At 66.3% G+C, this 19,594-nt stretch carries 20 protein-coding genes; 8 read left to right on the forward strand and 12 right to left on the reverse strand.

Annotated elements, in window-relative coordinates; translation table 11 throughout:
* Positions 1 to 83: 83 nt before the first annotated feature.
* Entirely contained in the window at positions 84 to 1,475 is a 1,392-nt protein-coding gene (locus ACQP0C_RS31875) for a glycine--tRNA ligase (protein WP_433725978.1), read from the reverse strand.
* A 242-nt stretch (positions 1,476 to 1,717) separates the two neighbouring features.
* On the opposite strand from ACQP0C_RS31875, the gene ACQP0C_RS31880 reads away from it, so the two are divergent.
* The 3 genes from ACQP0C_RS31880 to ACQP0C_RS31890 all read left to right on the forward strand — a co-directional run bounded on the left by ACQP0C_RS31880 (position 1,718) and on the right by ACQP0C_RS31890 (position 3,579).
* Positions 1,718 to 2,068, forward strand: a complete 351-nt coding sequence (locus ACQP0C_RS31880) for an ArsR/SmtB family transcription factor (RefSeq protein ID WP_433725980.1) — start codon at positions 1,718 to 1,720, stop codon at positions 2,066 to 2,068.
* 2 nt (positions 2,069 to 2,070) lie between these two features.
* Positions 2,071 to 2,505: a Fur family transcriptional regulator gene (locus tag ACQP0C_RS31885; RefSeq protein WP_433725982.1), complete on the forward strand. Its 435-nt coding sequence runs from the start codon at positions 2,071 to 2,073 to the stop codon at positions 2,503 to 2,505.
* 114 nt (positions 2,506 to 2,619) lie between these two features.
* Entirely contained in the window at positions 2,620 to 3,579 is a 960-nt protein-coding gene (locus tag ACQP0C_RS31890; RefSeq protein WP_433725984.1) for a hypothetical protein, read from the forward strand.
* An 83-nt stretch (positions 3,580 to 3,662) separates the two neighbouring features.
* Here ACQP0C_RS31890 and ACQP0C_RS31895 read toward each other — a convergent pair whose 3' ends face one another.
* Entirely contained in the window at positions 3,663 to 4,643 is a 981-nt protein-coding gene (locus tag ACQP0C_RS31895) for a hypothetical protein (protein WP_433725986.1), read from the reverse strand.
* A 102-nt stretch (positions 4,644 to 4,745) separates the two neighbouring features.
* On the opposite strand from ACQP0C_RS31895, the gene ACQP0C_RS31900 reads away from it, so the two are divergent.
* On the forward strand, positions 4,746 to 5,366 hold the full coding sequence (locus ACQP0C_RS31900; RefSeq protein ID WP_433725988.1) for a TetR/AcrR family transcriptional regulator: 621 nt from the start codon (positions 4,746 to 4,748) through the stop codon (positions 5,364 to 5,366).
* Between the two features lie 119 nt (positions 5,367 to 5,485).
* Here the strand turns inward: ACQP0C_RS31900 and ACQP0C_RS31905 are convergent, their stop codons facing one another.
* The 6 genes from ACQP0C_RS31905 to recO all read right to left on the reverse strand — a co-directional run bounded on the left by ACQP0C_RS31905 (position 5,486) and on the right by recO (position 11,522).
* Entirely contained in the window at positions 5,486 to 6,091 is a 606-nt protein-coding gene (locus ACQP0C_RS31905) for a response regulator (protein ID WP_433725990.1), read from the reverse strand.
* Positions 6,092 to 6,202: 111 nt separating this feature from the next.
* Positions 6,203 to 8,371: a histidine kinase gene (locus ACQP0C_RS31910; protein WP_433725992.1), complete on the reverse strand. Its 2,169-nt coding sequence runs from the start codon at positions 8,369 to 8,371 to the stop codon at positions 6,203 to 6,205.
* A 1-nt stretch (position 8,372) separates the two neighbouring features.
* A complete protein-coding gene (locus ACQP0C_RS31915; RefSeq protein WP_433725994.1) occupies positions 8,373 to 9,335 on the reverse strand; it encodes an ABC transporter ATP-binding protein in 963 nt (320 codons plus the stop codon).
* A gap of 91 nt (positions 9,336 to 9,426) precedes the next feature.
* Positions 9,427 to 9,855, reverse strand: coding sequence for a hypothetical protein (locus ACQP0C_RS31920; protein ID WP_433734716.1), 429 nt, complete (start codon positions 9,853 to 9,855; stop codon positions 9,427 to 9,429).
* Positions 9,856 to 9,868: 13 nt separating this feature from the next.
* Positions 9,869 to 10,693: an isoprenyl transferase gene (locus tag ACQP0C_RS31925; protein WP_433725996.1), complete on the reverse strand. Its 825-nt coding sequence runs from the start codon at positions 10,691 to 10,693 to the stop codon at positions 9,869 to 9,871.
* Positions 10,694 to 10,736: 43 nt separating this feature from the next.
* Positions 10,737 to 11,522 carry a DNA repair protein RecO gene (gene recO / locus ACQP0C_RS31930; RefSeq protein ID WP_433725998.1) on the reverse strand — a complete coding sequence of 262 codons (786 nt, stop codon included), beginning with the start codon at positions 11,520 to 11,522 and terminating at the stop codon, positions 10,737 to 10,739.
* 107 nt (positions 11,523 to 11,629) lie between these two features.
* On the opposite strand from recO, the gene ACQP0C_RS31935 reads away from it, so the two are divergent.
* From ACQP0C_RS31935 to ACQP0C_RS31945, 3 genes are read left to right on the forward strand one after another with little or no spacing between them, the layout of a single operon-like run.
* Complete coding sequence (locus ACQP0C_RS31935; protein WP_433726000.1) at positions 11,630 to 11,836, forward strand: antitoxin MazE family protein; 207 nt, start codon at positions 11,630 to 11,632, stop codon at positions 11,834 to 11,836.
* The gene (locus ACQP0C_RS31940; protein ID WP_433726002.1) at positions 11,833 to 12,162 is read left to right on the forward strand and encodes a type II toxin-antitoxin system PemK/MazF family toxin; all 330 of its coding nucleotides are present in this window, start codon (positions 11,833 to 11,835) and stop codon (positions 12,160 to 12,162) included. Before ACQP0C_RS31935 ends, ACQP0C_RS31940 begins: the two co-directional genes overlap by 4 nt.
* A 36-nt stretch (positions 12,163 to 12,198) precedes the next feature.
* Positions 12,199 to 12,975 carry a M15 family metallopeptidase gene (locus tag ACQP0C_RS31945; protein WP_433726004.1) on the forward strand — a complete coding sequence of 259 codons (777 nt, stop codon included), beginning with the start codon at positions 12,199 to 12,201 and terminating at the stop codon, positions 12,973 to 12,975.
* A 260-nt stretch (positions 12,976 to 13,235) separates the two neighbouring features.
* Here ACQP0C_RS31945 and ACQP0C_RS31950 read toward each other — a convergent pair whose 3' ends face one another.
* Both ACQP0C_RS31950 and ACQP0C_RS31955 read right to left on the reverse strand, forming a co-directional pair.
* Positions 13,236 to 13,835, reverse strand: coding sequence for a TetR/AcrR family transcriptional regulator (locus ACQP0C_RS31950; RefSeq protein ID WP_433726006.1), 600 nt, complete (start codon positions 13,833 to 13,835; stop codon positions 13,236 to 13,238).
* On the reverse strand, positions 13,822 to 14,688 hold the full coding sequence (locus ACQP0C_RS31955) for an alpha/beta fold hydrolase (RefSeq protein WP_433726008.1): 867 nt from the start codon (positions 14,686 to 14,688) through the stop codon (positions 13,822 to 13,824). The genes ACQP0C_RS31950 and ACQP0C_RS31955 overlap by 14 nt, the downstream gene beginning before the upstream one ends.
* A gap of 163 nt (positions 14,689 to 14,851) precedes the next feature.
* Here ACQP0C_RS31955 and ACQP0C_RS31960 point away from each other — a divergent pair, with 163 nt between their 5' ends.
* On the forward strand, positions 14,852 to 16,282 hold the full coding sequence (locus ACQP0C_RS31960) for an amidase (RefSeq protein ID WP_433726010.1): 1,431 nt from the start codon (positions 14,852 to 14,854) through the stop codon (positions 16,280 to 16,282).
* 2 nt (positions 16,283 to 16,284) lie between these two features.
* On the opposite strand, the gene ACQP0C_RS31965 is transcribed toward ACQP0C_RS31960, so the two are convergent.
* On the reverse strand, positions 16,285 to 19,137 hold the full coding sequence (locus ACQP0C_RS31965; RefSeq protein ID WP_433726012.1) for an ABC transporter substrate-binding protein: 2,853 nt from the start codon (positions 19,135 to 19,137) through the stop codon (positions 16,285 to 16,287).
* A gap of 118 nt (positions 19,138 to 19,255) precedes the next feature.
* The gene (locus ACQP0C_RS31970; protein ID WP_433726014.1) at positions 19,256 to 19,564 is read right to left on the reverse strand and encodes a hypothetical protein; all 309 of its coding nucleotides are present in this window, start codon (positions 19,562 to 19,564) and stop codon (positions 19,256 to 19,258) included.
* Between the last annotated feature and the right edge of the window lie 30 nt (positions 19,565 to 19,594).

Here is a 19,594-nt window from a genome sequence, read left to right on the forward strand (position 1 = left end):
TTACCGTGACCCGGACTCTATGGGGTCATCGACCTGTGAAAACGCCCGGCCGCAGCCCGACCGGGCGTTAATCGTTACCTAACTCAGGCGCCGATGAGATGTTGCGCCAGGTAGCCCTCCACCTTGTCCAGCGCGATCCGCTCCTGCGCCATGGAATCGCGCTCGCGGACGGTGACCGCCTGATCCTCGAGGGTGTCGAAGTCGACGGTGATGCAGAACGGCGTGCCGATCTCGTCCTGACGCCGGTAGCGACGGCCGATGGCGCCCGCATCATCGAATTCGACATTCCAGTTCTTGCGCAACTGCGCGGCGAGATCCTTCGCCTTCGGCGTCAGATCCGCATTGCGCGACAGCGGCAGCACGGCCGCCTTGACCGGCGCGAGCCGGCGATCCAGGCGCAGGCTGATCCGCTCCTCCATCACACCCTTGGCATTGGGCGCCTGATCGACGGTGTACGCGTCGACCAGGAAGGCCATCAGCGAGCGGGTCAGACCGGCCGCGGGTTCGATGACATACGGGGTGTAGCGCTCATTGGTGGTCTGGTCGAAGTAGGTCAGGTCGGTGCCGGAGTGCTCCGAATGCGTCTTCAGGTCGAAGTCGGTGCGGTTGGCGATGCCCTCCAGCTCACCCCACTCATTGCCCTGGAAGCCGAAGCGGTACTCGATATCGGTGGTGCCCGCCGAGTAGTGCGACAGCTTGTCCTTCGGGTGCTCGAACAGCCGCAGGTGCTCCGGATCGATGCCGAGGTCGGTGTACCAGGACAGCCGAGTGTCGATCCAGTACTTGTACCACTCCGCGTCCTCGCCCGGCTTGACGAAGTACTCCATCTCCATCTGTTCGAACTCGCGGGTGCGGAAGATGAAGTTGCCCGGGGTGATCTCGTTGCGGAAGCTCTTACCGATCTGCGCGATACCGAACGGCGGCTTCTTGCGCGCGGTGGTCATCACATTGGCGAAGTTGACGAAGATGCCCTGCGCGGTCTCGGGACGCAGGTAGTGCAGACCTTCTTCGGCTTCGATCGGGCCGAGGTAGGTCTTGAGCATCATGTTGAAATCGCGCGGCTCGGTCCAGCGACCGACGGTGCCACAGTCGGGGCACGCCACCAGCTCCATGGAGACGGAGTCCGGGTCGTCGATCTTGTGCTTGAGCGCGTAGGCCTCCTGCAGGTGGTCCTGCCGGTGCCGATGGTGACAGTTCAGGCATTCGACCAGCGGATCGTTGAATACGCCGACGTGGCCCGAGGCGACCCACACCTGACGCGGCAGGATCACCGATGAGTCGAGGCCGACGACATCCTCGCGGCTGGTGACCATCGAACGCCACCACTGCTTCTTGATGTTCTCCTTGAGTTCGACACCCAGCGGACCGTAGTCCCACGCCGATTTGGTGCCTCCGTAGATCTCACCACACGGGTACACCAGACCCCGGCGCTTGGCGAGGTTGGCAACGGTGTCCACCTTCGACTTGGGTGCCACTCGAGAATTCTCCATCCACTACGAATCGGGTTGGGTATAGCGCAATACACTGCACTGCATTCAATGCACCGCGCTGAAGATGCCCTCCAGCCTATCGGCACCCGCCAATCGGTTTCGCACCGCACAGGCCAACCGACCCCGGCATCCGACGCATCACTCGAATCGACACTCCATGACGCGCGTTTGACATGCGCACCTGTGCATATCAAAATGGTAATGCTTTCCATTAAGGAGTTGGTTCGATGACCGCCGAGACCGCTACCGCCCATCCGCACAACCCGTACCGGTCCCCCGCACCGGCGCCGGTGCCCGCGCGGACCGTCCTGGAGGACGCGGGCGAGCTGTTACGCGCCCTCGCCGCCCCGGTGCGCATCGCCATTGTGCTGCAGTTGCGCGAATCGCCGCGCTGTGTGCACGAACTGGTCGATGTCCTCGGCGTCACTCAACCGCTGGTCAGCCAGCATTTGCGGATTCTGAAGTCCGCGGGCGTCGTGCACGGAGAACGTTCCGGCCGCGAGGTGCTGTACGAACTCGTCGACGACCACCTGGCGCATATAGTTGTCGACGCCGTGGCGCATGCCGAGGAAGGGTGAACGTGCCAGATAAAACGGTCTTGCCGGATAAGCCGGTCGGCATCCGCAGCACCCGACAGCGCAGTGCGATCGCCGCACTACTGCGCGATATCGAGGAGTTCCGCTCCGCGCAGGAGCTACACGACGAATTGCGCCGCCGCGGCGAGGGGATCGGCTTGACCACGGTCTACCGCACCCTGCAGTCACTGGCCGATGCCGGACTCGTCGACGTGCTGCGCACCGACACCGGAGAGTCCGTCTATCGACAGTGCTCCACCGGACACCATCACCATCTGGTGTGCCGACACTGCGGACGCACCGTGGAAGTGGAGGGCCCCACCGTGGAGGCCTGGGCCGAAACCATTGCGGGCGAGTACGGATTCACCGAGGTCAGCCACACCATGGAGATCTTCGGCACCTGCTGTGAATGCGCGAAGGCGAACCACACCAAGATGTGATGCCGATCACATAGTTAACGCCGCCGCCCGCGAGGAAGATTTCCCTGCGAATCAGACAGCGCCCGGAGGTTCCGGGCGTCGCGCACTGAGATGGCAAATCTCCTGGGAGGCAGCGTGCGATCATCGGTTTTTCCGTCCGGTAAACGGCGGTATTTCACCACAATTGGGGCGGCCGTACTCATCGGCAGCTCCGCCGTGCTCATGACGGCGTGCAATGACAAGGACACCAAAGCGGGACCGGCCGCGACGGCCGCCGCGGAAAGCACTGTCGGCCAAGGACAACCGGGGGCCGATAACGGCCGATCGACCATTCGGACCATCGGCAAGACCGGCTGGTACGAGGGCTTCGACATCACGGTGGACAAGGCGACCGTGGTGCCCGACGAATTCGGCGGGGCCAAGGTGCTGATCGACATCACCTACAAGAACACCACCCCCGACAACAAGACGATCAGCAATAACACCTACCTGCAGGTCGACAAGGAGATCGACGCCGGAGCGAGCTTCGACTCCCCGACCGTGCCCGGAAAGGGTTCGGCCACCGGCAAAGTCACCACATCGGTCAAGACACTGCATGATGCCGAGCACCTGCTCGACACCATGACGGTGGTCTACGGGCAGGCCTCGGACAATCAGACCAAGATTCCGCTGAAGGCCTCCGCCCAGGTCGAGGGCGTCGCGCCGAAGACACTGAATGTCAATGTCCAACTCGTGCAGGATCAGACGACGATCGATATCAGCGGCGGCACCCTCGCTCCGAGTTACACCAAGAACGAGCGCGGCAAGATGGATCTCTCGCTGCACGTCAAGATCATTGGTGGGCCGGGGATCTCAGACGGCGGCCTGAATGTCTTCTACGATTACTTCACGGTGAAGACGCCCAATGGCCAGACCGTTCCCGCTGATATCCGCGGTCCGATCAATGAGTTGCTCAACAGGAACGAAACGATCGACAACGCAAAGAATTACGTTGTTTTCGTGGTTCCCGCTCCGGCTACCGGCACCTACGAACTGACCTACGACGCGAAGAAGGGAGCGGGTCCCGCCCCGACCATCCAGTTCGCCATCAGCTGACTGCCGTCCGCGGCAGCACCGCAGGCCACCTCCGTCGGATCAGCCGACGATGGTGGCCTGCGGTCGATTTCGAGCGCCGCGGATCAGACTGCGGCAACCGGATCAGCGGACCGAACCGGCGTTGACGCGGCGGCCGAGCGGCGGCCGCGGAGTGCGCCGACCCCCAGCAGAGCCAAGGCGGCGAGGGCCCAAATGATCAGGACCACAAGAGGTTTGGTGGCGCCAGCCCCGTCGAAGAAGGCAACCGAGCGCAGCAGCGAGGCGACGGCGCCGGGCGGCAGCAGCTGACCGATCGCTCCCCACGGCTGCGGCAGCTCTTCCGGGGCCGAGGTGGCGGCCGAGAACGGGTTGCCGACCAGGAGCATGGTCAACGCGGCGATGCCGATACCCGCGCGGCCGACCGCGGTGGCGAGCCCGACAACCGCGCCGGAGACCGCGAACGACACCAGACCGGCGACCGCGGCCAGAGTCAGGTAGGGACCGGGCACCACCGACATCCAGGTCTGGATGATCACCATGCTCAGCAGCCCGCCCGCGATACCGAAGGTGATCAGGCCGATCGCCCTACCACCGACCGCGGGAATCAACAGGCTGAGTACGACTCCCGCCGCAATACCGGACATAACCAGCGGCAACACCATCGCACCGAAGGCGGTACCGCGCGGATCGTCGGGATCGGCGGCGACCACATCCTCGACCGGCGCGGCCTGCTCCCCGGACAACATCTGGGCGATCCCGGTGAGTTGTTGGGCCACTACCGGGCTCGCGCCGGAGGCGACCAATACCCGCGGGGCGCCGCCGCCGGTGATGACGGCGCCGTAGACATCGCGGTTCTCGATCGCATCGCGGGCCGCCGCTTCATCGGCCGGGTTGGTGATATCGAAGGCGCCAGGACAATGCTGGGCCAATTTGTCGGCGACCATCGCGGCCTGTGGGCCGCTGATGGCGATGGGCAGATCGCGTGGCGCGATGTGGGCCGCGGGCCAGGCGAAGGCGATCAGCATCAATGCCTGGAGCAGGGCCGCGCCGACGCCTACGGCGAGCGCCCGCTGGGTGGTGTTCATGACGTTCTCCCGAAAATCGAATGATCGTTCTCTTTCGATGTGGATACCGTCGCACTCCCGATCACACTTGTCAAGAACGATCATTCGTTTTATTTTGAAACTATGCCCCGAGTCAGCGATGAACACCTGGAACGCCGCAGACAGCAGATCCTCGACGCGGCACAGCTCTGCTATGCCCGCAAGGGGTTCTACGAGACCTCGATGCAGGACATCTTCGCCGAATCGGGCCTCTCGGCCGGGGCGATCTACCGGTACTTCAAGAGCAAGGACGACATCACCGCCGCACTGGCCACCGAGGCAACCGTCGAGGTGCGCGCCGCGTTGGTCAGGGCGATTCGGTCCGATCCGCTGCCGACCCCGGCTCAGGTCCTCCGAGTCATCGCCGAGCATGTGGTCGCGCACAGCGGTCCGGATGGTCGGATCCGGCTCGCACCACAGGCGTGGGCGCTGGCGCTGGTACGCCCGGAGGCGGCCGAATACGTCAAGACCGCCGTGCTCGGGATGCGCGAAAGTTGGTACGAGTACACCGAGCGCATGGTGGAGGTCGGCTGGTTACCCCCGGATACCGACATCCACGCGGTCGCGACGGCGATCATCGGCCTGGTGCCGGGATTCATGTTGCAGCACTTGATCATCGGCGACGTGGATCCGGAAACCCTCGCTCGTGGCGTAGCAACCCTCATGCCCTACGGCGAGCCCGCCGCCCAGCCGGTCGAAACCTAGGTGTCGCATATCTGGTCACTGCCTCGCATAAGGCACACCTTGTGCGAGGCAGTCACTGCTTGTGTGGACTGACCGGCCTGCGCGAACGGGTGCAGGCCGTAGGGGGAACGTTGACGTGGTCAGAGCCAGCCGAGGCGTTCGGCGGTGCGTACGGCTTCGGCGCGGGTGGTGGTGCCGGTTTTGCCGATGGCGGACGAAAGGTGGTTGCGGACAGTGCCTTCCGAGAGGTGCAGCTGTTTGGCGATCGCGCCCGCGGTCGCACCGTCGGCCGCGGCGGCGAGGACCTCGCGTTCGCGGGCGGTCAGTGGCGAGGTGCCGACGGTCAGGGTTTCGGTGGCCAGGGCGGGATCGACAACGCGTAGGCCCATGTGGACTCGGCGCACCGCATCCGCGAGTTCGCGGGCCGGGGTGTCCTTCACGACGAATCCGCTTGCGCCCGCATCGATTGCGCGCCGCAGATAGCCGGGGCGGCCGAAGGTCGTGACCATGAGGATGCGGATATCGGGATGGGCGGCGTGCAGTTGCGCGGCGACCGCGATGCCGTCCAGGCCCGGCATTTCCACATCCAGCAGCACCACATCGGGTGTGGTGCGCGCGACCGCGTCCAGGACTTCGTCACCGCGACCGACCTCCGCGACCACCTCGAGGTCGGTCTCCAGGCCGAGCAGTGCGGCGAGCGCGCCGCGGACCAGCGCCTGATCGTCGGCGAGCAGGAGTCGGATCATGCGGCGCGGCCCTTCGGCGACAGGAACGGGATGGCCCGTGCGCTTTCGATCGAATCGTGGCGGAAAGCGCCGCGAGAGCGCGAAAAGTGCACGCTCGGACCCATTTCCGGATCACTCGGGCACGGTGGCATGCACACGAACTCCACCTCCTTCAGGCGAGGACAGCGTCAATGTTCCCCCGGCGGCCCGAACCCGTTCGCGCAGACCGGACAGTCCCGATCCGGACTCGGGATGGCCGAGCCCGCGACCGTCGTCGACCACTTCGATGCCGGTACCGGTCACGGTGACCGTGCAGTGCCGGGCCGCGCTGTGCCGGATCACATTTGTCACCGCCTCGCGCAGTACCCAGCCGAACAATTCACTATCGCGGATATCGGGCAGGTGCGCTGCATCCGGAAGCGCCGCATCGATACCGGCGGCCGTCAACGCCGTTCGCGCATTGGCCAATTCACCGCGCAGCGATACCTCGCGCAGGCCGCCGACGGTGTCGCGCACCCCGGCCAGCGCCTCCCGCGCCAACCGCTCCACATCGGCCATCTCGGCCTTGGCCCGCGTCAGATCCACATCGATGAGGCGTTGCGCGAGTTCGGTTTTCACCGTGATGACGGTCAGCGAATGGCCGAGGATATCGTGCACGTCACGCGCGACGCGGTTGCGTTCCTCGACAATCGCGAGCTCGGCCTGCTGGCGTCGGGTCAGCTCGGCCAACCGCTCACCGCGCACCCCGAGCTGCCTGGCCACCCAGATCACGATGGGCACGAACGATACGTAGAACGGCACACCGGACAGGCGCGGCAGCGCCACCGGCACGAGCAGCATCGCGAGCATGACCGTGAAGGCCACATATCCCGATTCGCGCGGCGGCATATGGAAGACGGCGATCACGCCGACATAGATCAAGGTCGGCAGGGCGACGGGGCCGAGCATCGCGATCAGCGCCGCGGTGCACGATGTCATGGCCGCGAGCACCGGCCACATGCGCCGGTCGAGCGGACGGTCCACCAGCGGGTCGCTGCGACTGGGCCGCCGGAAAACGATGAAGGATCCGACGATCAATGCCGCATAGGCCAGCAGTGTCGCGGTGGCCAGAATTGCCGTCGGTTGGTCCCCGCTCACCCACCTCTGGATAACCGGCCCGACCATATACGACAGCCAGGCCACCGACATGAATCCGCCGAACCACCCGCGCCGCTTCCCCTCCGCCGCATATCCCCCGTCCTGGACCACCCGGTCCAACAGTTCGGATGCCGCCCCGCCCCGCAGCGCATCGAGCGCGGACCTCATACCCATCGCCACGCCCCCACGCACGCGAAACCCCGATACCGGTCGCACGCGGAATGGCTGATCACGAGCACCGACGCTACCGAACTTGCCGATGCTGCCGATATCGCGCGCCTGGTGGCGGTCCCTCCCTGCCCGCCGCCGCACCAAGTGGCGGTCCGCCCCTGCCCACCACCGCACCAAGTGGCGGTCCGCCCCTGCCCACCACCGCACCAAGTGGCGGTCCGCCCCTGCCCACCGCCGCACCAGGTAGCGGTCCGTCCCTGCCCGCCGCAGCTGGTGTGGCGTCCCCGCCAGATGCGCCTGGTGGTGGGGCGTCCCCGCCCGCCGCCAGGGCATGCGCGCCAGGGTGGCGACGCCATTGGTCGGGAAGATCTTGGAGACCGTCTCGAACCAGCCGTGCAACGGCATGAACAAACCGCCCGCGAAGGACAGACCCGCGAGGACCGGACCGAGCAGCTGCATGACATTCTCCGAGGGCAGCAGGTAGCCGACGAACAGGCCGAAGGCGGCGAAGACCAGCGAGCAGATCCAGGCGAGCAGGAAGCAGCTCACCCAGGCGGTGGCCGTCAGATGCGCGCCGAAGATCCCGCCGACGACGAAGACCGCGGCGACCGAGACCAGGCCGAGCACCATCGCGACGGCAACCTTGGTGGCGATATAGGCGATCGGACGCAGTGGGGTGAGTCGCAGTTGGCGACTCCAGCCCTGCGCGCGTTCGATCGCGACCATGGCACCGCCGCTCGTGGTCGCCAGCATCGCGCCGTACACCGCCATCGACACCATGACATAGCCGGTGACGTTGCCCGAGCCGAAAGACTGTGTCCGGAAGTCGGATTGCAGCCCGAAGATGACGAAGAACAGCGGCGGCATGATCAGCGTGAAGATCATGGTGCGCCGGTTGCGCAGCATGCGGCGCAATTCCAGCCGCAGGAAGCCGAGGCTGAAACCGCCGAGTGGGACGCGCGTCGAAACCGCTTGTGGGGCGAGGGCGGTCATATCAGTTGTCTCCCGTGGTGAGCGCCAGGAATGCGGATTCGAGGTTGTGCGAGGTGATTTCGAGATCTACTGCGGCGGTCTCGGTCAGCAGATGGCGGGCGATCGCATCGGAATCCTTGGTATGCAGGATGATTCGGTCGCCGCGCAGTTCGACATCGTCGACGCCGGGGATCGCCGAGAGCCGGGCCGGATCCGCGCCGGGCAAAGTGGCGCTCACCGCGCGACCCGCGGCCAGGTTCTTGATCTCGGCGGCGCTGCCGTCGGCGACCACCCGGCCCGCGCGCACCAGCACGATCCGGTCGGCATAGGCATCGGCCTCGTCGAGGTAGTGGGTGGCGAACAGTACGGTCCGGCCGCGGTCGGAGTCCTCGCGCATGGCATTCCAGAACTCCCGCCGCCCCTCGACATCCATGCCGGTGGTCGGCTCGTCGAGGACGATGAGATCCGGATTCGGCAGCAGGGCCAGCGCGAATCGCAGACGCTGCCGCTGTCCGCCCGAACACTTGCCGACCAGGCGAGCGCCGATATCGGCGATACCCGCGCGGGCCAACACCTCCTCGACCGAGCGCGGCCGCGCGTGCAGCGTGGCCACCAGTTGCACGGTCTCGGCGACGGTCAGATCGGGCAGTAGCCCACCCGACTGCAGGACCGCCGAAATCCTGCCTGCCGCAAGGGCTTCGGCCGGTGTGCCGCCGAAAACGTGCACACTGCCGGAGTCCGGTGCCGCCAGGCCGAGCAGCATATCGATGGTGGTGGTCTTACCCGCACCATTGGGCCCGAGGAAGGCGACGATCTCCCCCGGCGCGACCACCAGGTCGAGTCCGTCGACGGCGCGCACCTCGCCGCCGCCCGGGAGCCGGAAGCTCTTGCGCAGATCGCGCAGTTCGATCGCGGACGACGCCCGGTGCCCGCCCGAGCCCCCCGCCGCGGCGAAGATGGCCGTGGATGTCAGTGCCGATGTCATGACTCAACGGTCACGCAATCGGCGGACCGACACCTCGCACGAGTGTCACGAACCTCCCGTGACATCTGTCATGGCGTCGACGCGGCGCGGCTCAGGGCAGCAGGCCCTGCCTGGCCTTACCGGCGCCGGAGAGCACCAGCAGCAGCATGGTGGCCAGCGCCTGATCGTCCAGACCCGCGGCCGGGAAGGTGTAGCGCAGGATGACATCGGCCTGGCTGCCCCGACTGATCAGCGTGATCGAGCCGAACTGGATCGCGCCATTGCGCTCGGCGACCCGCTTGTGCAGCTGCGGCTTCAGCGGGCGGTCCCAGGCCAGCACGCAGGTCAGCGTCAGCACATCCAGGCCCGGCGCCAAGGTGACCGCGCGCAGTGAGCACAGTGCGCCCTCGTATTCGAAACCGAGCGAACCGTCGGCGTCGACCCGCACGGCGACGTCGTAGAGCGACAGACAGGCACCCGCCCTGGCCTGTAGCTCCTGTTCGGGGGTCACTGCTGCGTCCATATCGGTGCCGCCGTTCATCTGCTGCCGCCGTTCACTTGGTCCCCCCGAAGCGACGGTCACGCGAAGCGTACTGGAGACAGGCCTCCCACAGGTTGCGCCTGTCGAAATCGGGAAACAGGGTGTCCTGGTAGACGTATTCGGCGTAGGCGGACTGCCAGATGAGGAAGTTCGAACTGCGGAATTCGCCGGAGGGGCGCAGGAACAGATCGACGTCCGGCATATCCGGCTCGTCCAGGTACTTGGCGACCGTCGCCTCGTTCACCTTCTCCGGATCGATCTCACCCGCCGCCACCCGACGCGCGATTTCCCTTGCGGCATCGGCGATTTCGGCGCGACCGCCGTAGTTGACGCACATGGTGAGGGTCATCACCGTGTTGTCCTTGGTCAGCTCCTGCGCGGTCTCCAGTTCGTTGATGACGCTGCGCCACAACCGCGGTCGCCGCCCCGCCCAGCGCACCCGCACACCCATCTCGTTCATCTCGTCGCGGCGGCGGCGGATGACATCCCGGTTGAACCCCATGAGGAAGCGCACCTCCTCCGGGCTGCGCCGCCAGTTCTCGGTGGAGAAGGCGTAGGCCGAGAGCCACTTCACCCCGATCTCGATACAGCCCTCGACGGTGTCCATCAAAACCGCCTCGCCGCGCTCGTGGCCCGCGGTGCGCGGCAGCCCGCGCTCCTGCGCCCAGCGCCCATTGCCGTCCATCACCAGCGCCACATGCTTGGGCACCAACTCCGGCGGCAGTTCCGGCGGCGTCGCCCCCGACGGGTGCGGCGACGGCGGACGGATGGTGCGTTCGGCACCCGACCGTGCGCTGGTCGATCTGGTCGGCGCGGCGGAGTCTCGACGGAGGATCACGGCACCTATCCTGCCTGATGGTTGTGGAGAGCTTGTGTGCAGGTCAGCCAGCTTGTCCCGCGGTCGAGGACGCCAAAACGGCCGGGCCATCGGTCGGGTGCGACCGCTCGATCAGCGGCAGGGTGCGCAGCTGACGCTCGAGATGCCACTGCAGATGTGCCGCGACCAAGCCGCTGGCCTGTCTGCGGACCTGTTCGGGGACCTGCTCGACGTACTCCCATTCGCCTTTCCGCAGAGCGATCAGCAGATCGAGGACGCCGGGGGCCGGGGTGGCGGAGCCGGGCGGGCGGCAATGCACGCAAACAGCGCCACCGGCGGCGACGTGGAACGCGCGGTGCGGGCCGGGTGTGGCGCAGCGCGCGCATTCGTCCAGCGCGGGGGCCCAACCCGCAAAACCCATGGCGCGCAACAGGTATGCATCGAGGATCAACTCGTGCGGACGTTGTTTGGCGGCGATCGCCCGCAGCGCGCTCGCGGTCAGCGCGTGCAGCTTCGGTGCGGGTGCGCGCTCCTCACCGGCCAGCCGTTCCGCGGTCTCCAGCACCGCGCAGGCCGTGGTGTAGCGCCCGTAGTCGTCGACGATATCGGCGGCGAACGCCTCCATGGTGTGCACCTGGGTGACCGTGTCGAGATTGCGCCCGGGATGCAGCTGCACGTCCACGTAGGCGAACGGCTCGAGCCGCGCCCCGAACCGCGACTTCGTCCGCCGCACCCCCTTGGCCACCGCCCGCACCAACCCGTGCTGGCGCGTCAGCAACGTGACAATGCGATCCGCCTCACCCAGCTTGTGCTGGCGAACCACGACCGCCTCATCCCGATACAAACGCACACCGTCATCCTTTCACGAATGGGCGACGCACACCTCCAGGCAAGGCCGAGCAGCGCCGACTCACGAGGTTGCCGCGCGTCCCGCCCGGCGCGCGTAACATGTAACGCATGGCGACAAGGGATCGCGTGCGCGCGCACCGTGACCGGATGCGAGAGCAGGGGCTGCGGCCCATACAGATTTGGGTGCCCGACACCCGCAGCCCGCAGTTCCTGGCCGAAGCACACCGACAATCCGTGCTACTCGCCGACAATCCACACGAGGACGAGGACCAGGCATTCGTGGACGCCATCAGCTACCCGCTGGATGACGAGTGAAACGAGGCGAGCTCTGGACCATCGCCACCGGGAGCGGCTCCACAGGTAAACCCCGACCAGTGATCATCGTCCAAAGCGACGCTTTCGACAGCACCGCATCAGTGACGGTTTGCCCGATCACCTACAACGATGTCGACGCACCGCTGGCGCGGGTAATGCTCGAACCGACCGAGGACAATGGCTTACGCCAGCCCAGCTACGTGATGGTCGACAAGGTCACGACCGCGCCGCGCGAAAAGTTGGGCGACCGAATCGGGCAGGCATCGAAACAAGACATGCTGCGAATAGACCGATACCTCGTCGTATTCCTCGGCATCGCGGACTGAGCCACCCGCGATGGACTGCACGGCTACCATCGCAGAATGCGCAGAATGCGGCTCTGCTCAACGGTATTGGCTGTGGTGGGCGCGGTTGGGCTAGCGGCCTGCGGGAACACGAAATCGAGTTCGCCCAAGGCCGACGAGTCGGCGTTCGTATCGGTGGCCGAGGTCGATTCGACGATCGTCGTCGATGCACGGTATTTCGGGGAGCACAACTTCATCGGCGGGCGGATCAATGGGTACGAAGCGCCGAACTGTCTGCTGACCAAGGAGGCGGCCGCGGCGCTGGCCGACGTGCAGCGGGAACTGCGGCCGATGGGGCTCGGGCTCAAGACTTACGACTGCTACCGACCGCAGCGCGCGGTGGACCAATTCGTCAGTTGGGCAAAGGATCTCGGCGACACCAAGATGCGGGCGGAGTTCTATCCGACGGTGGAGAAGGCGAATCTGTTCCGGGACGGGTATATCGCGGAGAAGTCCGGACACAGTCGCGGCAGCACCTTGGATCTCACAATCGTCGCGCTACCGGCGGCAGATCAGGAGCAGTACCACAGCGGTGATCCGCTGCGCGCCTGCACACTGCCCGCCGATCAGCGATTCCGGGACAACAGCCTCGACCTCGGCACGGGCTACGACTGCTTCGATCCACTCGCGCACACCGCCAACCCGGCACCGAGTGGTAACCAGCGGGCACTCCGGGAGCTGCTGGTGAACCTCATGGACGAGCACGGTTTCAAGAATCTCGCCGAAGAGTGGTGGCACTTCACCCTGAAGAACGAACCCTTCCCGAACACATACTTCGACTTCCCCATCCAATAACCCGCCCGACCTCGCACAACCATTGCCCTCCTCGCACACGGTGCAGAGCCTGTTGCCGAATACGCCGAACATGCGATTGTGCCGTCACACCGCCGTCACAGCGACAGACCAAATCACCTAGCGGCAGGCATGATTGCGCCTCAGCCGTCCACATAGGCACGTGATCTGCGTCACGGCCAAAACCCGCGCCAATTCGGCAACAGGCTCTGCAACCTGTCCGTGGAGACCACTAGTTATGCGACATCCCTCGCGATCACACGTCAGGTGCGCAGGATGCCGCCGATGAGCAGCATCAGCGACTGCTGCGCCTGGGCTCTGGCCGCCTCCTTGTCAGTGGCGTGCGCGACGATCAGACCGGCCTCGGTGACCGCGCTGAAGATCAGCTGGGCCAGTACCGGGATCGGTGCGTCGGCGATCAGCCCCGCATCGCGGGCCCGCTCCAGTTCGGCGATGACCAGTCCCAGCCCGTGGCGCGCCTCGAACTCGCGAAAAGCCTGCCAGCCGAGCACGGCTGGACCGTCGTACAGGGTGATTTGAATCATCTCCGGACGCTGACAGATCTCCAGGAAGACACCGAGGCCGATGGCCATCGAAGTAAGAATGTCATCGGGATTCACCGCGCCAATGGCATTTTCGATTTCCTTGGTGCTCTCGATCTCGATTTGTTCGAGCACCGCGAGGAACAGACCGCGCTTATCGCCGTAGTGGTGGTGCAGCGCACCGCGGGTGACCCCCGCCTCGGTGACGAGTTCCTCGGCCGAGGTCGCCGCGAACCCGCGCTCGGCGAACAACCGGCGACCGGCCTGCTCGAGCGCGGCTCGGGTGGCGCGGGAGCGATCCTCCTGACTACGGCGTTGCATGCAGCCGAGTGAACTCCAGGATCGTTTCGGAGAGCAACTCGGGCTGGTCTTCGGAGATGAACGTGTAGGAGTCGTCGATGAATTTCAGGGTGGCATTCGGCAGTTCGGCGGCCAGGCGCTCGGCGAACTTCACCGGAAAGATCTTGTCCTCGCGCGCCCAGGCGATCAGCACCGGAACCCGCACCGACGGGAACCGGGTGGCGGCATCGAGCGTGTAGCGACGATGCACGCTCTTCAGGAACCGGCGCAGATCCTTGCGGATCGCCGCCGACTTCCGGCTCGGCAGCAGGTAGGAGTCGGCGATCTCCGGTGGGACCGGGCGTTTGGTCACCCAACCGAAGGCGATCGGCAGACGGTGCAGCGCACGGATGCGCATCAATTCGGTCAGCGGCCGGAGCGAGCCGGGAACCCGCGCCAGCACGGGCAGCGCCGCGAAGGCAGGCGGGAAGAATGCCTCGTAGGCGTCGCACGAACTCAACACGACGCGGCCGATGCGTTCCGGTCGACGGGTCAGCAACACCTGGGTGATCGCGCCGCCGGTGTCGTTGGCGACCACCGTGACGTCGGTGAGGTCCAGGCGCTCCAGGAAGTCGGCGATCAGATCGGCGATCCCGGTGGGTGTGAGATCCGCTGCGGGGACCGGGATTTCGTGTGAGCCGAGCGGCAAGTCCGGACTGAGGCAGCGATAGCCCGCCGCCGCGATGGTGGGCACGACGTTGCGCCAGAGGTCGGAGTTGACGAGCAGCCCGTGGACGAACACGACCGGCGCGCCCTCGCCCGTGTCGTGATATCGGATGCGGCCGCCGGGTAGATCCACCTCGTGCGCGCGGCCGAGTGACGTACTGATTCCCATGGTTCCTCCATGTGTTCGCGGTACGCGTCCACTGTTACATACATACCGTATGTATGTCCATAGTCCGGCCTCCTACCAGGGGTGGAGATTTGCGAGCCGACGTGGACGGTTGACCAGCTCCGCGCTACCGTGCAACGAAAGAACAAAGGAAGACGGAGTTCACATGATGGTGTCCGACCCCACCCTGCGCCCGGCCGCGACCACCGAACTCGGACTCGCCGACCTCGCCGCCGCACTCGCGCAGGGCACGATCAGCTCCGTGGCCGCGGTCGGCGCCGCGCTGGACCGGATCGAGGCCAGCCAACCGACCCTGAACGCCTTCCGCGTCGTCCGGCGCGAGCAGGCACTGGCCGAGGCGGCCGCGGCCGACGAGCGCTTGGCCGCTGGTGCACGACTCCCGCTGCTCGGCGTGCCGATCGCGATCAAGGACGATACCGATATCGCCGGTGCGCCAACGGCATTCGGCTGCGGCGGCGATCTGCCGCCGAAAACCGAAGACGCCGAATCGGTGCGGCGGCTGCGCGCGGCCGGTGCGGTGATCGTCGGCAAGACCAATACCTGTGAACTCGGTCAGCTGCCGTTCACCAGCGGCGCCGCCTTCGGGCACACCCGCAATCCCTGGGGCGCCGCACATACCCCCGGCGGTTCGTCCGGCGGTTCCGCGGCCGCCGTCGCGGCCGGATTGGTGCCCGCCGCACTGGGTTCCGATGGCGCGGGCTCGGTGCGCATTCCGAGCGCGTGGACCAATCTCGTCGGCATCAAACCGCAGCGCGGCCGCATTTCCACCTGGCCGGAGGCGGAGGCCTTCCAGGGCCTCACCGTGAACGGACCGCTGGCGCGCACCGTCGCCGATGCGGCACTGCTGCTGGACACCGCGGCCGGACCGCATGCGGGCGATCTGCACACTCCCGAACCAATCACCGTCTCCGATGCCGTCGGCCGTGACCCGGGGCGACTGCGCATCGCATTGTCGCTGCGAATTCCGTTCACCGCCACCAAGACCGCGCTGCATCCGCAGATCGAGGTCGCGGTCCGGCACATCGCCGCCACGCTGCGCCGCCTCGGCCATTCGGTGACCGTGGCGGATCTGCACTACGGCATCATGATCGGTGCATCCTTCCTGCCGCGTTCGATGGCCGGCATCCGGGCCAGCTACGACAGAATGCCGGGCGCGCAAGTGGATCCGCGCACGAGCGCCAATGTCTGGTTCGGCCGGGCCCTCAGCGGACCGGCACTGTTCGCGGCGCGCCAGGCGGAACCATTGCTGCACAGGCGAATCGGCGGGTTCTTCCGCGACTACGACCTGGTGCTCGCGCCGACCACCGCGACTCCCCCGCCGCGCGCCGAGGAGATCGATGGCATCGGCGTCAACGCCACCAATGACCTCATCACCGCGGCCTGCCCCTACACCTGGCCCTGGAATGTGCTCGGCTGGCCCGCCGTCAATGTCCCCGCGGGCTTCACCGACGCCGGGCTCCCGGTCGGCGCACAGCTGATGGGGACCGCGAACTCGGAGCCACTACTGGTTTCCGTTGCGGCACAACTGGAATCGGAACTGCGCTGGGATCGTCATCGCCCCGAACCCTGGTGGTGAGTTCAGCGTTCGGGCGGGGTCCAGACCTCGGTATCGCTCTTGGTGCCCGCCGGGCACCCGTCCGGACCCCGGCCGTTGACGACGCCCTGCGGATACATCAGCAGGCACTGTTGCGGCTGGCCGGACTTCCCGAGGCCGGTGGCGACGAGGATGCCGATGGTGGAGTCGTCGGCCACTCGGCCGCGCGAGAAGTACAGCGTCCCGGTGACTCCGAGATAGTCGGTACCGCGCAGTTGCAGCGCGATGGCGGCACGATTGACATCGCGAGGACGCTCGGGCCGGGCGCGATTGACGCGCACCGCCTGCAGGATCACACCGGCGACGTCGTAGGCCAGTCCGGTGCGGTCGCCCGGCCACGACGGATGATAGGACGCCAGATCGGGATAGGCGGCGAGATCCAATACGAGCCTGAACAATTCACCGCACAGCTCCTGGAAGTCGAGGGTGGGCGCCTCGATGCCGATCACACCGTTGCCGCGCACGCACTCCGTGCCGCCCAGAATGACGGGCACCCCCTTGGCCACATAGCGCACGGTCAGGCTCGCCGGTAGCGCTGCCATCGCCTTGGGATCGGCGATCAGGCGGGTCACCGTATCGGCGCCCAGGATCGCGGGCGATTCCGTGGCCAGGCAACCCCGGGTGACCGCATTGCCGAAGGTCGCGAAGTCGTCGTTGCGCCCGGCGAAGAACAGCAGGGTGCGGCGGTCGAAGCCCGGCGTCTCGCACGGCGCCGGAAAGCCGTACAGCTCCTGCTGCACATCCCAGCTGCGGCTCTCGCGCGGCACCCCGCGTCGGTCGAGTTCGGCGTTCAGGTCGCTGACCAGGGTGTTGACGTAGACATCGTCGGCGACCTTCGGGTAGTACACCAGCACGCGGTCGTAGCGTCGTTGTCCGGCTGCCGGTGTACCGCCTGGATAACGGGCTCCCTCGACATAATCCGCGATCAGCCTGGCCTGGACCCGGTTGCTCGGCACGGACTGGAAGAACATCGGCGACGCCGCCTCCAACCCGTCGGCCGACAGTGTCGTGGCGACGACCGGTACCCCGAGATCGCCCAATTTGCCGATCGCCCTGGCCGTCCCCGCGGTGCTGCGGTCCATCCCGACCACACCGAGCACCCCGGCGTCCTTGCGCAGCATATCGGCCAGCAGATGATCGACCACCCACGATGCCTCGCGCATATTCGAACCACCGTTGGCGACGATAATGCGCAGCAGCGGCTCCGACTCGTCGGGTGCGCCGATGGCACGGCGCTGCCGCACGGCCAAACCGGCCAACTCCTGCACTTGCGCATGCGGATACCGAACATTGCTGTCGGAGTAGCTGATTCCAGCGAAGTAGACCAGCGAGATCAGCGGGCGGCGCGGATTGGCGCGGCGGATATCGGTGGCAATCTCGTTCTGCCGGAACACTTCCCGCTGCATTGCCGACAATTCCCGGTCGTCGGCGAAGACCTGCCGGTCATTATCGCTGTAGCCGACGCATTCGCCGCCGCGCTCGGCCACCGCGATGCCGGAGGTCCACGGCCAGTGCGAGCAGGGGGCACCGCGCAGCGCCGGGACATATACCAGCGCCGTCGCCGCCAATGCCGCCACCGGGATCAGCACGCATATCGCGACGAACCATTTGCGCGCGGCCAGCGGCGGTGGGGGCGGTACCGCCAGATGCGTGCGGTTCGGGTCGTCGATGCGGCCGTGCGCCGGGTCGGGCAGTGCCAGCGGCAGGTACCAGGCATCCGGCAGTCGGTTGGTCCGGCTGTTGTCGATATCGCGCAGCCACTGCTGTAGCGGATCCGGCTCCGGCCCGGACCGCGGCCTGTCGACCAGACTCTCGAGGTTGCCGAGACTGCGCAGATCGCCGATGGTGGCGAGTTCGTGCACGGGCTGCGCGGGTTCCAGATCGCGCGGGTCGTAGTCGAGTGCGGCGACCACCACCAGTGGATCGAATATCCCGGTCTCATTGCGGATATCGTTGATCCGGCGCAACAGTTCGGCGCCAGCGCTGCCCAATGCGACCGTGTCCAGCAAAGCCACCGGATAGGCGGTCCGACGCCAGCTCGACGGGCGCCAGATGCGCTGTCGATAGGCGTCTCGCAGATCCTCCAGAAACGCGTGCACCAACAGCTTGGCGACCTGGTCCTCGTTCTCGTCATTGCGCAGCGACGCGGTCAGCCGCATCGCGAATCCCAGGAAGCTGTCCGACAATTCGGGTGCCATGTACCGCTGGCGCATGAACCACCGGGTCTCCTTCGACAACCCGGGCACCCGACCACTGACCCACATCCACAGCCGCAGCACCGGCCAGAGCGCGAGTACGGCGAAGACCACCCTGGTGATCCAATCCCCGACCTCACCGCCCATCGACTCGGAATCGCGCGAACCGAGCCGCAGCAGCTTCGGCAGCCGAGCCCGCAACTCGACCGCGGCTTCGGTCTCGTCACTGGTGACCCGCTGTCTGGTCAGCCAGTCCGCGGTTCGATAGCGGGGGAACGAGATCGGGCCCATGGCCGTGTCATCGGTGGAGAATCCATTGACCAAACGCTGCAGAATCGGCATGCAGTGCGCATCCACCTCCGGCCCCGTCGCATTCGGGTCGGGGGTAATGGCATCCGGTGGCAGATTGTGCAATTCGACCCGAGCACGCGGCACCGCGCGACGTCCCCCCGATTCACCGAGCCACCGGTAGATCTCCGTCAACAGATCACCGTTGGCCGCGGGGCCGACCAAACACACCAGCGGCCGAGGCAATTTCCGCCGCCCGCGCACCAGGGTCCGCAGCACTCGCGGCCGCTCCTGCGGCACATACAGCGTCCGCAACAACTCCAGGAGCTTGCCGATATCGTTCGAACCCGGCATCGTCACGACCTCCCCCGTGGATGAGTAGTTCGACGGTACAAGAACTTCCGCCGCTTGATCGGAGCGTTCGGCCAGCACCGGTCGAGCAGATCCAGGCCCGAGTTACCGCCGAATACCCTCAGCCGGCAATAGCTTCGGCCGCCGTCGGCGAATTCGACTGCAGCGCGCCCGCCGGATCGCCGGACGACCCGATGAAGTCCTGCCAGATCAACCGGCCGCGGCCCGATGCGCGTTCCCATTGCTCATCACCGGCTACGGCCGCATTAGTATAGGGCTGTATCGCGCTCGCCACTCGATTGGAATTGCGTTCCACGACAAGCAGTTCCAGCGGATTGCGATCGCCGGCGCACGATAGGTGGGTCGTCGTACCCACCGCCTGGTTCACATCGATCGGCCGCTTGTCCGCGTCGACCGCGACACATCGCATCCCTGACAGCCGCTGTCCGCCGGAGTCTCG

Origin of the sequence: Nocardia sp. CA-129566, assembly GCF_050956075.1 — a bacterium.
GTDB lineage: Bacteria > Actinomycetota > Actinomycetes > Mycobacteriales > Mycobacteriaceae > Nocardia.